General features: G+C 39.6%; 10 protein-coding genes. 8 read left to right on the top strand and 2 right to left on the bottom strand.

Annotated features, from left to right (window positions below; genetic code table 11):
- Window positions 1–120: 120 nt before the first annotated feature.
- The 6 genes from LPB68_RS10865 (at window position 121) to LPB68_RS10840 (ending at window position 8,079) form a co-directional block, all read left to right on the top strand.
- A complete protein-coding gene (locus LPB68_RS10865) occupies window positions 121–810 on the top strand; it encodes a PspA/IM30 family protein (RefSeq protein ID WP_068654685.1) in 690 nt (229 codons plus the stop codon).
- A gap of 26 nt (window positions 811–836) precedes the next feature.
- Entirely contained in the window at window positions 837–1,868 is a 1,032-nt protein-coding gene (locus LPB68_RS10860) for a TFIIB-type zinc ribbon-containing protein (RefSeq protein WP_068654683.1), read from the top strand.
- Between the two features lie 2 nt (window positions 1,869–1,870).
- The gene (locus LPB68_RS10855; protein WP_068654842.1) at window positions 1,871–2,650 is read left to right on the top strand and encodes a TPM domain-containing protein; all 780 of its coding nucleotides are present in this window, start codon (window positions 1,871–1,873) and stop codon (window positions 2,648–2,650) included.
- Window positions 2,651–2,670: 20 nt separating this feature from the next.
- Window positions 2,671–3,669, top strand: a complete 999-nt coding sequence (locus tag LPB68_RS10850; protein ID WP_068654681.1) for an SPFH domain-containing protein — start codon at window positions 2,671–2,673, stop codon at window positions 3,667–3,669.
- Between the two features lie 177 nt (window positions 3,670–3,846).
- Window positions 3,847–7,314: a glycoside hydrolase family 2 TIM barrel-domain containing protein gene (locus tag LPB68_RS10845; protein ID WP_068654679.1), complete on the top strand. Its 3,468-nt coding sequence runs from the start codon at window positions 3,847–3,849 to the stop codon at window positions 7,312–7,314.
- 183 nt (window positions 7,315–7,497) lie between these two features.
- Window positions 7,498–8,079, top strand: coding sequence for a lysozyme inhibitor LprI family protein (locus tag LPB68_RS10840; protein WP_068654677.1), 582 nt, complete (start codon window positions 7,498–7,500; stop codon window positions 8,077–8,079).
- A 270-nt stretch (window positions 8,080–8,349) separates the two neighbouring features.
- On the opposite strand, the gene LPB68_RS10835 is transcribed toward LPB68_RS10840, so the two are convergent.
- Window positions 8,350–11,301, bottom strand: a complete 2,952-nt coding sequence (locus tag LPB68_RS10835; protein WP_068654675.1) for a hypothetical protein — start codon at window positions 11,299–11,301, stop codon at window positions 8,350–8,352.
- 500 nt (window positions 11,302–11,801) lie between these two features.
- Between LPB68_RS10835 and LPB68_RS10830 the strand changes: the two genes are divergently transcribed.
- Window positions 11,802–14,225: a sensor domain-containing protein gene (locus tag LPB68_RS10830; RefSeq protein WP_068654673.1), complete on the top strand. Its 2,424-nt coding sequence runs from the start codon at window positions 11,802–11,804 to the stop codon at window positions 14,223–14,225.
- A 46-nt stretch (window positions 14,226–14,271) separates the two neighbouring features.
- Here LPB68_RS10830 and LPB68_RS10825 read toward each other — a convergent pair whose 3' ends face one another.
- Window positions 14,272–14,649 carry a hypothetical protein gene (locus LPB68_RS10825; RefSeq protein ID WP_068654671.1) on the bottom strand — a complete coding sequence of 126 codons (378 nt, stop codon included), beginning with the start codon at window positions 14,647–14,649 and terminating at the stop codon, window positions 14,272–14,274.
- 200 nt (window positions 14,650–14,849) lie between these two features.
- Between LPB68_RS10825 and LPB68_RS10820 the strand changes: the two genes are divergently transcribed.
- Window positions 14,850–16,040, top strand: a complete 1,191-nt coding sequence (locus LPB68_RS10820) for a M14 family metallopeptidase (protein ID WP_068654669.1) — start codon at window positions 14,850–14,852, stop codon at window positions 16,038–16,040.
- The last annotated feature ends 447 nt before the right edge of the window (window positions 16,041–16,487 follow it).

Here is a 16,487-nt window from a genome sequence, read left to right as displayed (position 1 = left end):
CGTTCCTTCATTATAGGGGGAGCGGCTGCCTTTTTTTGCTATGGAGATTGGCAAATGAAACCTTTTATCCTCAAGTAATGTATTATAGGGTAATATAACTCTTTTCGAAGGAGGCTCATCATGGGAATCTTGTCTAGGTTTAGAGATATTATGGCAAGCAATGTTAATGCTTTATTGGATAAGGCAGAAGATCCAGAGAAGATGATGAATGATTATATGCGAAATCTGAATATGGACCTTGGCAAGGTCAAGGCGGAGACGGCTTCGGTACTCTCAGATGAGAGTAGAGCCCAAAGAACACTTGATGAATGCACAGCTGAGATTAGAAAGCTGCAACGATATGCCGAAAAGTCAGTGGATTCCGGTAATGATGAAGACGCCCTAAAATTTCTTGAGCGAAAGGCAAAACAGATAGAGAAACAAAAGCAATTACAAACCGCCTATGACGTGGCTTCTGCTAACGCCTTAAGGATGCAACAAATGCAGGAAAAAATCATATTAGATATGGGCCAGTTGGAAGCACGACAACTCCGTTTGAAGGAGAGAATGGCAGCTACCAAAGCACAGCAAAAAATAAACTCTAGCGGTTCCTCTGTAGATAGTGACCCCGTATTAGATACCTTAGAAGAGAAGGTTGATCAAGCTTATAATGAAGCTATGGCTTTAGCTGAACTTAGAGCAGAACCGAAGGACGATCTGGATGATCTATTCGCAGAATTGGAGAAGAGCACTAATGCCCAGACTAATCCAAGTAAGAATCCAGAAGATGAGTTGGCCGCAATGAAAGATCAAATGAACAATAAGAATTAAAAGTTCCTTGTGATAGAGGTGAGTAGATGCCAGTTATTGAATACAAATGTCCAAACTGCGGGAGTGGGATGGTCTTTGATAGTGAGACAGGAATGTTATCTTGTCACAGCTGCGGAAGAAAAGATAATGTTGAACAACTTCCTGATCCTTTGATCAAGAATACCTTTTCAGAAGATGAGGTAATGGAGTACCATTGCAACAGTTGCGGAGCAGTCATTATGACCGAAGCGGAGACAACCGCAACAGTCTGTAGCTTCTGTGGTTCAGCTGTTGTTCTCGGCGACCGGTTGACGGGGACGCTTGCTCCAGCGAAGGTTATCCCTTTTTCAATTAGTAAAGAAGAGGCTAAGAATGCTTTTAAGAAATGGTGTAGGAATGGTCGGCTGACGCCCAATGGGTTCATGACAGCGGATCGAATCAAAGGGATAACGGGGGTCTATGTACCCTTTTGGCTATATGAATTACATAATAATGTTGAGGTTCATGGTCATGGCACGAAGGTGAGATCCTTCCGAAGAGGCGATTACCAGATTACAGAAACACAGCATTTTGATGTATACCGTAAGCTTCGTCTGAACTATGTGAATCTACCGATCGATGCTGCGGAGAAAATGAATGATGAACTGATGGATCGACTTGAACCTTTTCCATATGATCAGCTAAAAAGTTTCAAAACACCGTATCTAGCAGGTTATATCGCGGAAAAATACAGTTATAACGATGAGGAACTTTTCCCACGAGCGAAAGAAAAAATTAATGAATATATTCAATCATCTATTCAGTCTGCGACGGCAGGATATACAACCATGAGTTTCACCGACAAACAAATTGATACCAAATTACAACAAGCAGATTATGTTCTGCTTCCGGTATGGGTGGTACACTATGACTATAATAAGACAGATCATATGTTTGCTATGAATGCTCAGACGGGTAAGGTGGTTGGTAAACCCCCGATCAGTAAGGCAAAAGTGACGGCATGGTTTGCAGGTATTTCGGGTGTCTCACTTCTTTCACTGAAGCTCATTTCATTGATGGTGGGGGGCGGGTTCTGGTGAATATGAATAGAAGGATTATAGCGATCCTGTTCTTCCTCGCAGTGTATCTAGCGGTTCCGATGGAGACGACGGTGGCTGCAACAGAATTGAAGACATTAATCTATGATGAAGCGGGTTTACTAACTCAGGATGAGTATAATGAGCTGAACGTAATGGCTAATAAATACGGAGCTGAGCGAGAAACAGACATCATTATTTATACTACTAACAATGAAGATAATGTTGATGTGATGGTCATGACACAAGATTTCTACGATGAGCAGGCCCCAGGGTATGATAAGGCACATGGGAATGCAGTCATACTAACGATGGATATGAGAAACAGAGATTTCTATTTAGCTGGATTTTATAAAGGTAAAGAGTACCTCGATGACGGCAGGCTTGATAAGATAAATGCAAAGATTACGCCGGATTTAGCGAATGGCGACTATAAGCTAGCATTTGAAAAGTATATTAAAACAGCTCACAGATATATGGGGTTTGAGCCAGATGTGAACCCGGACAATATATTGTTTAATGGTTGGTTTCAATTGGCTGTTTCACTAGGGGTCGGAGGGCTAGTCGTGGGTCTAATGGCTTATCGCTCGGGTGGTCGAGTGACGGTAAATCGGCAAACCTATGAAGATGCAAGCACTTCAGGGGTTCTGGAACATCGTGACCAATACCTTCGGACAACAACAACGAGACAGAAGATCGAGAAGAACAATGGCGGTGGCTCAGGTGGTGGCGGAGGAACTACCGGTGGTGGTCATTCACATAGTGGTAGCAGAGGATCATTTTAAAGGATGAGGTGGAGTTAATAATGGGTTTCTTTAAAAATCAATTTGCAAACGTTGTGGAATGGGAAGAGTTTAGAGATGATATGATCTTTTGGAAGTGGAACAATCAGGAGATTAAAAAAGGAAGTAAGCTCATTATTCGCTCTGGTCAGGATGCTATTTTTGTGAATAACGGTAAGATCGAAGGGATTTTTGAGGATGAAGGGGAATTCAATGTTGATTCGGACATCGTCCCATTCCTATCTACGTTAAAAGGATTCAAGTTTGGCTTTAACAGTGGGATGAGGGTGGAAGTCTTATTCGTTAATACGAAGGAATTCACTGTCAAGTGGGGAACACAGAATCCGATTCTGATCCCAACTCCGCAGCTTCCGGGCGGCATGCCTATTCGCGCGAATGGAACGTTCAATTTCAAAGTGAATGATTATGTTACGTTGATCGATAAGATTGCTGGCATGAGAAATAGTTATCTTGTGGATGATGTTAAGATTCGGATTACTTCTGTGTTAGATCAGTTATTAATGAAGTGGATTAGCCGCGAAGGAAAAGATATGTTTAATCTTCAGGCGAACGCATCAGATATTGCCAAAGGGATCCGTGAAGATCTCGATATGCAGATTATGGACAACGGGATGACGATTACAGGATTTCAAGTGATGAGCTTCAATTACCCTAAAGAAATTCAAGATATGATCACGAAAACAGCTTCCCACGAAATGATCGGTAACCTACAGAAATTCCAACAAGTTAGCATGACGGAAGGTATTTCATCTGGCAAAGTACAAGGTGGCGGTGCTGCTTCGGATATGGCGGGTATGATGATGGGAATGAATATGGCTAATGAAATGATGAAGAATATCAATCAGAACTCAAATCAGAACCAAAAGCCTTCTGCTGAGAAGCAGCAATCTGCACCTGCTCCTTCTTCTGCAGAAGGCGATAAGAAGCCCAACTTCTGTCCGAATTGTGGTACGAAAACTGAAGGCGCTAAATTCTGTTCGAATTGCGGTCAGAAGCTTTAACTGGACCGGCAGCCAATTCAATTAAATAGAGCCCGCTCACCTGAGTGGGCTTTTGCTTGTATAACAGTCATGCTATAGCCCAAAAAAACATTCAGTGATAAGATATTTTGTAAGTGTCCATTTTGGAAATATATAATCTTTTGACAAGAAGTATGTCAATAAAGGAGACAACAAACCATGAGTAAGAAACTGAAGATTAACAACGATTGGTTATTCACGAAACAGCCATTACATACGAACTATGAGTCGGTATCTCAATCAGATGAATGGGTTGCCGTAACGCTTCCTCATGATTGGTTAATTTATGATGCGAATAATTTATATGAAGATGGCGATGGTTGGTACAAGAAGACAATAGAACTAACTGAAATATCCCCGCAGACCATATACACACTTTATTTTGAAGGTGTATATATGGATTCAACGTTAATTGTGAATGGTCATGAAGTTGGAACTTGGAAGAATGGCTATGCCAGCTTTGAAATGGATATCACTTCCTACCTGATTGAAGGTAAGAACGAAATTGTTGTACATGTCATCCATCAATCGCCTAATTCACGTTGGTATTCTGGTGCCGGAATCTATCGCTCCGTATGGTTGAAGACATACCCTACTTCTCATATAGCACCGCAAGGGATCTATGTGTCTACCATTCAAAATGAGACAAATTGGCATGTAGAGTTGGATACAGAGGTTGTGATCGATGGAACGTCAAACTCCACTTCAACTTATAAGTTGAGACATCGTATTGTGGATGGACAACATAATGTAGTCACGCAATCGGATGTTCAATTTCATGCGGAAGATAGACTAATAAAGACTACGCTAATGGTCACTAATCCATTGGTATGGGATATCATTGATCCGACTTTATATACACTACACACGGAATTGATTATAGATGATACGGTTATCGATGATGAGGATTTGAACTTTGGATTCCGGACGATAGCCTTTGATACAGAAAAAGGATTCTTTCTGAATGGACGTCATGTCAAATTAAACGGTGTGTGTCAGCATCATGATTTAGGAAGCCTTGGCGCAGCTGTCAATAGGGTTGCCTTGAAACGTCAAATGTCTCTTCTTCAAGAAATGGGAGTCAACGCGATTCGAACCTCTCATAATATGCCCGCAGTAGAACTTATGGAGCTTGCAGATGAAATGGGAATATTGATTGTATCTGAAGCATTCGATATGTGGGAACGTCCTAAGAATCCTTATGATCATGCGCGGTTCTTCCCGGAATGGTGGGAGCGTGACGTTGCAAGTTGGGTACGTCGAGATCGTAATCATCCTAGCATGTTAATGTGGAGTATTGGAAATGAAATATACGATACACATGCTGATGAACGTGGACAAGAAGTAACAAGGGAATTATTAGCGGGTGTACAGCTCCATGATCCGAGAGAGAACGCTGTCGTTACGATTGGCTCGAATTATATGCCTTGGGAGAATGCACAGAAGTGTGCAGATATCGTGAAATTCGCTGGGTATAATTATGCTGAGAAATACTATGAAACTCATCATCAAGAACATCCAGATTGGTTTATTTACGGTAGCGAAACTTCTTCTACGGTACAGAGCAGAGGGATTTATCATTTCCCACTAGCACAGTCCGTTTTATCTGACGATGACGAGCAATGCTCATCTTTGGGTAACAGTTCGACAAGCTGGGGAGCAAAAAGCACAGAGCGTTGTATTATTGATGATCGCGATGCCAAGTTCTCATTAGGGCAATTCATATGGACTGGCTTTGATTATATTGGAGAACCAACACCCTACTCTACCAAGAACTCATACTTCGGCCAATTAGACACAGCGGGATTTAAGAAAGATTCCTTCTATATCTATCAAGCGGAATGGACAAATTATAAGTCAGCTCCAATGGTGCATATTTTCCCGTATTGGGATTTCTCTGAGGGTCAAACGATCGATATACGGGTGTGCTCCAATGCTCCCAAGATTGAACTGTTCTTCAATGAGCAGTCCAAAGGTGTATTCCACATTGATCATGCACATGGTCAGAAGCTGATTGGGGAATGGCAAATTCCTTATACGAAAGGAACTTTAAAAGCAGTAGCCTATGATGAAAATGGTCAAGTGATCGCGACGGATAGCCAATGCTCTTTCGGTGATGCAGCCGAAATGATTCTCACTCCTGATAAGACGGCCATGCAGGCAGATGGATCTGATTTAATCTTCGTCGAGATTTCAAGTCATGATTTGGACGGAAATCATGTAGCCAATGCCAATAATCGTGTACATATTACGGTTGATGGACCTGCTCGTCTAGTTGGGTTGGATAACGGTGATAGCACTGATTATGACTCCTACAAAGGGAATAATCGAAGAATGTTCAGCGGCAAGTTACTTGCGATCATCGCCAGCACGAATGAGTCCGGTACAATAGTCGTAACAGCGAATTCCAAGGGCCTCCCTACAAGTAAGCTTACTTTGTCATCCGTTGCTTCTTCTAATTCGAGTGAAGCTGAGGGAGAATTGTCATTATATAGCTATTCAGCCATGCACGAGGCATTGCTGCAAAATTCGGAGTTGGTTCAAGCTGCAGGAGAAATTCCTGTACGTAAACTAGAGATTATTTGCCCAGAAGGGACTCAATTCTCTCCAGAGAAAACTACACTTCCTATTCGTGTCAAGATTCATCCAAGCAATGCTACTTATCAGGAAGTTGAATGGAGAGTTACGAATGTTGCAGGTGTAGAATCTAATAATGCAACACTGGTTGCGAATGGTCAGGAAGCTATGGTAACAGCACTTGGGGATGGAAAGATCTATATTCGATGTGCAACCAAGAATGGCTCAAATAATACAAAGATGTATTCCTTATTAGAAATGGAAATTCAGAATATGGGTCAAGCCTTTATTCAACCCTATGAGTTCGTATCAGCGGCTTATCACAGTGATAAGAGTTATAATCTTACGAATGGTAATGATCGAGGGATGGCTAGTTCGAGAGATGGCGAGAGTCTAATTGGATTTGAGCGAGTTGACTTTGGACCCTATGGTTCGAATGAAATTACACTGCCCATCTTCTCGCTGGATGATCTACGACTCGATATTGAGATCTGGGAGGGTGCTCCTGGTGATGAGCAAGCTGAAAGATTAACAGTAGTCTCTTATCAAAAGCCATCTATATGGAATACGTATCAGGAAGAAATGTACACATTACCGAAAGTATTAACCGGTGTGACATCGATCTACTTCCTACTACGTAGTAAAATCCATCTCAAGGGCTTCCAGTTTAAGAAACGGTTGAAAGGATTTGAACAATTAAATGCGCTTGATAACAATGCCATTTATGGAGACTCCTTCACCATTACATCAGACGCTATTGAGAATATCGGAAATAATGTCTCTCTCATTTTTGAGGATATGGATTTCGGTGAGATAGGTAGTCGTAAGCTAGTTATTCAGGGGCATTCACCCATCGAGAATAATACAATTCACGTACTGTTCAGCAGTGAGCAGGGTGATAGTAAACAATTGCTTGAATTCAACTTCACTGAAGGTTATTGTGAACGTGAATATATGATCGAACAAGTCAAAGGCTTACAAACCGTCACGTTCGTCTTCTTACCAGGTAGTCAGTTTAATTTCAAATCTTTTCAGTTTCATATTGAGTAATATTGAGTTAATGGGTTAGAAAAGAGACCTTGTGAAATAAGCTGGTTCCGATCTTAATCGGAGCCAGTTTATTTCATTATAGGAAAAAGGCTGGATCGTTAAATGATACAATAATGCAACAATTATTTCCAGGATATCGTCTGTATGTATAGAGTTAAAAAATAGATAGATAGGAGTAAACAAATGAAGAAATGGCTGACTGCGACGTTACTAACATGCATTTTTTTATCTGGGTGTAGCAATGTTTCGAATGAAGGTATGAATACAAAGCAACCAGAAAATACGGAACAAGAAATAAAAGTACCAGAAGAAGTGGAACAACAGGAAGAGGTTAAAGAAGAGGTTAAGCAAGAAGAAGTGAAGCAAGAAGAAGCACCGATCATCGAGGAAGAGACTACTGCTGTGGAGACCAAAGATGAATATATCCAAAAGCTTAATGAAATTGAAGAAGGGCTAGCCGATCTACAAGACTTATATAATGAAGGCACAACCGTGTCCATGACGGCAGCAGCTGACGAAACATATAAAAGATGGGATGCGGCTTTGAATGAAATTTATAATGATTTGAAGCAGCAACTATCTACAAGTGAAATGGCTAAGCTAAAGCAAGAACAATTGGATTGGATAACATCTAGAGATGAAACAGCCAAGGAAGAATCCTTAGAATATGAAGGTGGAACGATGGAGTCATTACAGTACATTCTTACCCTATCACGAGTTACAAAAGAAAGGTGCTATGAGTTGGTGGATTTGTATATGAAGTAATTGGTATAAGGAATAACGACGACATAAAAATTGTTTGGTTACGATTGAAGTTGAGAGAGGCAATAATCTGCCTCCCTTAACACAGCTTGGAACGAATATACCAAGAGAGCTTGGGGATATTGCTTGCTTCAATATATATGTAAGTTATTAATGAAATCTCAAACGGGGATTTACAAAGTAGGGGATGTCCCATAAGTCATGATAATGACTAGGGGCACCCCATGTTTTTTGTTTCTGCAGGATTCATCTCATCACTTCATGACAGTGTTATTAAATTTGCTCGACAACAAAATTATTAAATCTTACTGGAGTTGATATAATCCCCATACTACGATGTCTTAACCCAACTATTTCAGTCAAACCAAATGTTGTAATATCTGAGGGTGTGAGAAAATAATTTAAGATTAAATCTCCATTCAGATATATAGATATAACATCATCATGAACTGCTACTCTCATTTTATAATAAACATCATCTGTTAAGGTGACGGAAGTCGAAGCAACTATGGTATCTAGTGCAGTGACTCTTCTACTAATCCGTAAAGAATTGTTTATTAATTCAGCCCAAAAGTAATTATCTTTACTTATATATTTAAATAGGATACCCGGGCTACTGTAATTCGTATTACTTGATAATTGACCTTTCATAGTGCAACCTACGTTATATTTAGTTGAACCTAGATTGTTAGTTAAAATTGCTAAAGTTGTACCAGTTGATCGATTATAGGCTTCATTCGATAATCTACCCCATATTCCATTAACAACTGTCCACCTATTGCCAAGTGACGTTGTGCTGTCATTTCCATCAAATGAATCATAAAATAAGGCATCTAATGAAGTTGTCAATGTACCATCATCGGCTACGGTTAATTTATATGGAACTCCGTTTGGGGAATATACTTTTGTTTTTATATTTGTGTTTTCAGACTGTAAGGCCCCATTGGTTAGAGTTATTTTGCTTCGGCTTCCGTCTGTAGTGTCTGTTAATATTAATCCACCTTTATCCCCTATTTCAAAGTCTACTCTTGTAAAGGCATGCGGCTGTGGTGAATAAGCCCCATTGTTATCATAATTGATCATTAATCCAACTACATAACTCGGAGAGATCTTATCAAACCCACCCATATTTGTATTTAGAAAGGAACTATTGGGTGGCTTTAGCCCTCTGCCTTGTATTCGTACCCATTCCATAGCAGGAATATTGTAGGTTGTATCATATACCCTTCCCGATGGTAAGAATGCGATATTACTTCTAACTCTTGTTTGTACTTCACACATCGTAAAATACTCATAACATATTTCTCTATCAGTATCCGCTATGGCAGGAGGCAAAAAGGATAAAGATAAAGATGGAAAATTCACACCATCAGGGGTTATTTTTAAAATTTTTAGGTTTTCTCCTAAAAAGGATTTAACCTCGCCACTCAAACCTACAGGAAGTTCTGATAAGTCAGTTACGATAGATAAAGCGGTCCCACTGTTAGAAGTCCAGTTAGAAGCTATCTCGGGGTTATTCACTAGCTGCCCATGACTTATGGGGTTATGCGCTCTTGAATGTATTGTGTCTTCTACTGCTCTAGGGGTTGTCAATGTAATGGAAGTAGACTCTTGCTTTCTGCGAATAGTGATCAGACTTGGATCACCAAGTCCGGTTAGATTTATATCACTAGTTGCTATATGGTCAATGTAGGCTGTACCTATTGCTCCTACAGATCTAGGAGATTTATAAGCCTCACCACCATCCCAATTCTCAATAATGAATGGTCTACTTATTCTTCCGAAATAAAAAGCATATTTTTGCTTATCTTCGGGAAGCATCAAATCATCAGGAAGACTATACTGCCACCTTGCTACTTCATCTGTATAATCAGAAACAGACCAAGATAGACCTAGCCCTGAGATATAACCAGATGTTTCAGCTTTAGGTAGCAATTTAATACATGCTTCTCCAGTTTGCTCGAACCGTACGGATTCAAGTACCCCATTTAAACCAATACAATTCACAAGAGAATCGTAATCATTCGCATCCTTTACTTGATAAAAAGAATAAGGACAGAATCCCATATGAACTCTATTCATTTTTACTGACATCCCACCGCGATGGTTAGAAGTCAAAATGATGCCCAGCATTACCCCACAAAAGGAACCTGTTATACTACCACCTTGAAAATAATAATCTTCACTATTTTTACGACAATAAACCCCAATTAGTCCACTCCAACTTGAGTCGTAGGAAGTGATATGACCTTTTAAACTATTCATAAGTAATCCGACTTTTATATTACTCGTTGCTACATCGCGAAATGTAGGTTTTGCTCCGTCGGCTACTTCTATAGCAACTGTACCTGTAGCAAACATATCATAAGTCCCTGCTTCGAACTTTGTTTTATCTATCCATCGAGACAAGTATCGCGAGTTATAAGATGTCTTTCCCATTACCTTAAATTTTTCAAATACGGCACTTACTCCAGCGGCTGATACTCTGATACACGGGAGTAAGTCAGTCTCTGTATCAATTGGGTCGAATGAAATCAAAGTTCCACTGTTTCCACTATCGATGTAAGCCTGGACACCTATGATTCCTCTGGAATTATTCTCTATGGTTGATCTTACTTTGTATGTTTTGGCACCCAACTTTAATATTCTCTTTTTAGCACAAAGAGTCATGGCATCATTAAATGCTTTGGCATCATCACTTCCATCAGCCTTTGCGCCCGTCCATTCAGGATGGATTTCATCTACTCTGAAATCGCCGCCAATTATACCACCAAGGGACATATCGAATATCCAATCATCATTACTTGCACTCCATGTCCCATTAATGGTAATCGATACTCCATTAGCAGGTTTTAATCTTGCATTACGACTAAATACTAGCTCTTTATTCACTGGAATGGTTATATTTTGTCCAATTAAATATACGCCTTTAGGAATACGTATTTCATCAGATGCTGTTAGTGCAGATAGGAGTGCTCCATGGCTATCAAGCGATCCAGTTGGATCGGCTCCGTATTCACTAATACTAATTCCACATTCATCTATTTTTTTCTGTATTTCTATTTCGGTTTCCTTTAGCTGCTGTGCAGTAATATCACTCGTCATCTGTTCCACTGACTTTATAGTATCAATGATAGCTTTTTCTACTATTGTTAATAACTCATTAACTGAAGCGGGGTTATCTTTGCTAATCTCATTCGGATTTACATTGTGTTCTTCAGCCATCGGAAATCTCTCCTTTACTGCTTACTTGCAGAATGGTTACAGTAAGTATTATATTCAACAAGCATCGAGGCAGATACCGTAACTCTGTCACCATATAACGCTAGCTGTAATTGTAGAGATGATGTCTGAGCCTGCATTATTCCTTCCTAATATCACCTGCTAAGAAATTGAGAAAGTTGCCCAGAAAATGATTGATAGGATGTCAGAGCTTTTTACCCTAGAGCATATGGAAATTTATATAAGACCTAGCATGGGTATCAGCATAATTCCGGATAGCATTTCAGCCAACACTTAAAAAGGTTGGCTTTTTTTACGTAAGAGGTTGTGGATTTTTTCTTTTTCATAAGTTCTAGCTACAGTAATTATCACGTCCATGCTATGATAAATATCACATTTAATGACCATATTATCAAATTTATTCGATAACGAACTAGAAACAATTAGCAATGGGGAGTACAATAACTTTATAAATTGATATTACTAGGAGTGCGTTAACTGACATGAGAGATGTGACATCAATAATATCAGACTTTGATAAGTCATCTATTATATTAATTTTAGATAAAAAAGGCATTATTACATATGTAAATGATAAATATCTAGAGATATCCAATTACGAAAAAAATGAAATCATCGGGCGACCATATAATACAATTAGCTCGGTATTTTACTCTAACTCTTATTATGATCAATTTTGGGAGAGGGTACGTCGAGGACAAGTGTGGCAAGGGGAGATCAAGTGTCAGTCGAAGGATGGCACGGACTATTGGGTGGATATGCATATTATCCCCTATAAGAATGAACAAGGTGTCATCTTTGAATATATGGCGATTGGGACGGAAGTTACGAGAAGCAAGGCAATGGATGAATCGCTCACAAAGACAATAAGGGATTTACAGGATATTAAAAATGCGCTTGATGAATCTTCAATTGTAGCAATTACTGACGGGAAAGGTGTCATTTCTTACGTTAACGATAAATTTTGCGAAATTTCAAAATATGATAGAGAGGAGCTAGTTGGCAAGACTCACAGGGTTATTAACTCCGGTTATCATCCTAAGTCATTCTTCAAAGTGATGTGGGACACGATCAAACATGGGGAAGTGTGGAAAGGTGAAGTGAAGAACCGCGCCAAAGATGGCAATATATACTGGATGAATACAACGATTGTACCGTATCTCGATGATGAAGGTGTACCGTATCAGTATGTTTCCATTCGTACGGATATTACTGATCGAATTAGGGCGGAGACTGCTCTAGCAGAAGCGCTGCAGAATGATTTTATGAGGACGGTTAAAAACTTAAGAAACTGTATATTTAAAGTTGTGGTTGATGACAACAATAGAATCACATATACACTATGTGAAGGCAAGCTTGCTGAAGAGCTAGGATTGACAATGGAAAAGGTTTTGAATAAAACGTCACATGAAATCTTCAACGATGAAGTAGCGAAACTAATGGAGAGTAATCTGCATCATGCATTAACCGGGGTGATCGTAAATTTCGAAATAGAGTATTTAGATAAGTATTTTTATATTACATTGTCTCCTATTCAGCAAAATGAAAAAATAGTTGAAGTTGTGGGCTCTATGATTGATATTACCGAAAGAAAAAAGGCGGAAGAGACCATATACTATATGGCTCATTATGATGCACTGACGCAATTGCCCAACCGAACGCTATTTAATAATCAATTAATCAAAGCTTTGGCTCTTGCGAAAGAAAAGAATGAGAAAGTCGGAGTCATTTTTATTGATCTAGACCGATTTAAAACGATTAATGATACATTGGGACATTCTACGGGGGATAATTTGCTAAAAGCAGTTGCGGTCCGTTTAGCTGAATGCCTGCGTAGTAGCGATTGCCTCTCTCGTCAAGGAGGGGATGAGTTTACATTATTTCTTCCCAATATTACCCGCAAAGAAATTGAGGGCGTAGCTCAAAAGATCATTGATAGGATGTCAGAGGTCTTTACCCTAGAGCATATGGAAATTTATATAACACCTAGCATTGGTATCAGCATATTTCCCGACGATGGAGACAATATTGAAGTTTTGCTTAAAAATGCCGATGGGGCTATGTATCTAGCGAAAGAAAGAAGTAAAAATAATTACCAATTTTTCACGAATGAATTGCACCAAGCCATTGCAAAAAAGTTAAAGATTGAAGGTGATCTACGTAGGGCTCTTGATCAAAATCAATTTGTTCTATATTACCAGCCGAAGGTTGATATGGTTTCAAGCAAGATTGTAGGTATGGAGGCGTTAATTCGTTGGAATCATCCAGAGCTGGGTCTTGTCCCGCCTATGGAATTTATCCCGATAGCAGAGGAGACAGGATTGATCATTCCGATTGGGGAATGGGTAATGCGAACGGCATGTCGACAATTAAAGGAATGGCATGAAGCAGGATATAATCAGATGTCTATTGCAGTCAATATTTCGTTGCGTCAATTTATACAGAATGATTTACATGAAGTAATTAAGAGAATTCTTGAGGAGACAGATTTACTATCAGAATTTCTAGAGCTTGAGATTACGGAAAGTATTGCTCACGATGCTAAGCAGACCATTCGGATTTTAAATCGTATTAAAAGTTTGGGAGTAAAAATCAGCATTGATGATTTTGGTATAGGGTATAGTTCATTAAGTTATTTAAGTCAATTCCCGATCGATCGTCTAAAAATAGACCAGTCATTTGTTCGTCATTTGAATCCAAGAAACCAAGCGATTATTAAAACAATCATAGATATGGCGCACAATATGGATATAGCGGTTATTGCAGAGGGTGTGGAGACCGAGGAGCATGTTGAATTCCTAAAGCAACAAAAGTGTAAGGAAGTGCAAGGATATTATTATAGTAAGCCTCTATCGGAAATAGATGCCTACAAGTTCATAAGTGATTATGAAAGTGAATATAAATAACTATATATTAAAACAAAGAGACACCTTGAGGGGTGTCTTTTATTGGTTATGCCATTAAACCTTTCAGACTACCTAGAAATGGCATGATCGATTTAATCATACTATAGCCCATCTTCATCAGTGGCCAGGATTTCTGCATCATTCCTATAAAGCCTAATCCTCCTGCAACCGCTCCGCCCGCAGCTCCACCATTACCAAGAAGTGAACCAAATAACGGCATCAATCCAGATATGGTTGCCTTTTGTGAACGAGAGTGTGAGTTTCTATTCGGTTTTCTATGATTACGTTGTCCAGAAAGAATCAAAGCTTGCTTCTCAAGTCCAGTTATCCAACCCACATATGAACGTCCATCATGCAGTGTAATGCAGACAGGGCGACTTTTCAGTTGAGTAGCTCGCTTGCGAAGTTTTGTTGTCCTTGACATAAGCAAATCACCTCGATGTCATTATTACTCTATATTACTCAGATCTATTGTATGTTACCTGTACTCTTTAGCATATAACATGAAAAACTCACATGATTTGGGCCACTTCACGTATCCTCCACATACACTAACACTAGGGGCAAAGGCCTAGGATATGAGGTGTTTTTTGTGTTTCATAATTTTAAGGAGGATATAACAAAATGCAAGTAACGGTGCGCCAAGGGGATTCGTTGTGGGTATACAGTCAGTTGTTTCAGGTTCCGCTACAGCTTCTGCTTGATTCAAATCCCAACATCATTCCTCAAGGACTAATGTTAGGTCAAACGGTAGAAATACCGGGTTATGTGACAATAGGATACCAGATCGTTTCAGGGGATACCATTTGGCGTATCTCATCGAGATACGTTGTGCCGCAGGATATGTTGCTATTACTTAATCCATCGATTCTAGTCAATTCACTTCGTGTTGGTCAGATTATTCGAATTCCAAGGCGTGTGACTGATGTAGTGGTTAACACGGTAAGACCTTATGATTATGGGGACATGTTAGAGGACCTCACCCTCCTTGAGGAGATTTATCCGTTCATCCGTCGAAGATCCATAGGTACCTCCGTTATGGGAAAGGAAATTCCTGAAATTCGAATAGGTAACGGTCCTAAACAGGTTCACGTCAATGCCTCCTTTCATGGGAATGAATGGATCACAACACCAGTGCTCATCCGGTTTCTCAATGAATACTTATTAGCATTGACGAACAATGGCAGCATACGTGGACTTGTGATGAATCCTCTATATAGGACGACCACGTTATCACTTGTTCCGATGGTTAATCCTGATGGTGTCAATTTAGTGGTGAATGGACCGCCGAGCGAGGAGCCATATCGCAACGAAGTATTAGCTATAAATGATGGGAGCAGTGACTTCAGTGGCTGGAAGGCGAACATTCGGGGTGTGGATTTAAACAACCAGTATCCAGCATTATGGGAACGTGAAGCGGCAAGAGGTCCGCGAACGCCAGCCCCTCGTGATTATGCGGGAACAGGACCGCTTACCGAGCCAGAATCGCAAGCCATAGCCAATCTGACGAGGAATAGTAATTTCAACCGCGTATTAGCTTTTCACACACAGGGAAGAGTCATTTTTTGGGGATTTGAAGGGTTGGAGCCACCTGAATCTGAAGTAATTGTCAATGAGTTTGCGAGAGTGAGTGGTTATCAGCCCATTGAATATGCAGACAGCTCAGCTGGCTTCAAGGATTGGTTCATTCAGGATTGGAGAAGACCAGGATTTACAATTGAAGTTGGGAGAGGCACTAATCCACTTCCCTTAACGCAGCTTGAACAAATCTATCAAGAGAGTCTGGGTATATTGCTGACTTCCCTATATATGTAAGTTTTATTCTAATGGAGTTTTCTATTGTAAACGACAAAACTGCTGGGACAGCGGCGATCAGCAAGTATCTTCACTTGTACAAATCAAGTAGCTATTGGAGAGAAACTGATCGTCCTTTCTAAGCACCTAATGGGCGGTTCTATAAGATTAACAGAAAAAATGCAACGATTCCGGGTCACATAGAATAAAAAGTAAAAATTTGATAACGAAATCAAAAAATGCACATTGTTTTGTATGACAGTTATTCGGATAATTAACATACTATAGTTAAGTTAATATTTGATTCAAACAGATAATAACTTCTTTTTTTATTGTAAGCGCTTACTATTTTTATTATAAATAGCGCAAATTCTATAAGGTATGATCAGATGCTATTATCAAATGAATTTAATTTTGATCTGAATAGTAGAAATCAGCCCTATGTAGTATATTTTTAAAAGTAGCCAT

Source organism: Paenibacillus crassostreae (genome assembly GCF_001857945.1).
In the GTDB taxonomy this organism is placed as follows: Bacteria; Bacillota; Bacilli; order Paenibacillales; family Paenibacillaceae; genus Paenibacillus_AQ; species Paenibacillus_AQ crassostreae.
This window is presented reverse-complemented; position numbering and strand designations above follow the sequence as displayed.

Coding starts and splice junctions, on each gene's coding strand:
- LPB68_RS10865 (WP_068654685.1), top strand. CDS start 121: ATGGGAATCTTGTCTAGGTTTAGAGATATTATGGCAAGCAATGTTAAT.
- LPB68_RS10860 (WP_068654683.1), top strand. CDS start 837: ATGCCAGTTATTGAATACAAATGTCCAAACTGCGGGAGTGGGATGGTC.
- LPB68_RS10855 (WP_068654842.1), top strand. CDS start 1,871: ATGAATAGAAGGATTATAGCGATCCTGTTCTTCCTCGCAGTGTATCTA.
- LPB68_RS10850 (WP_068654681.1), top strand. CDS start 2,671: ATGGGTTTCTTTAAAAATCAATTTGCAAACGTTGTGGAATGGGAAGAG.
- LPB68_RS10845 (WP_068654679.1), top strand. CDS start 3,847: ATGAGTAAGAAACTGAAGATTAACAACGATTGGTTATTCACGAAACAG.
- LPB68_RS10840 (WP_068654677.1), top strand. CDS start 7,498: ATGAAGAAATGGCTGACTGCGACGTTACTAACATGCATTTTTTTATCT.
- LPB68_RS10835 (WP_068654675.1), bottom strand. CDS start 11,301: ATGGCTGAAGAACACAATGTAAATCCGAATGAGATTAGCAAAGATAAC.
- LPB68_RS10830 (WP_068654673.1), top strand. CDS start 11,802: ATGAGAGATGTGACATCAATAATATCAGACTTTGATAAGTCATCTATT.
- LPB68_RS10825 (WP_068654671.1), bottom strand. CDS start 14,649: ATGTCAAGGACAACAAAACTTCGCAAGCGAGCTACTCAACTGAAAAGT.
- LPB68_RS10820 (WP_068654669.1), top strand. CDS start 14,850: ATGCAAGTAACGGTGCGCCAAGGGGATTCGTTGTGGGTATACAGTCAG.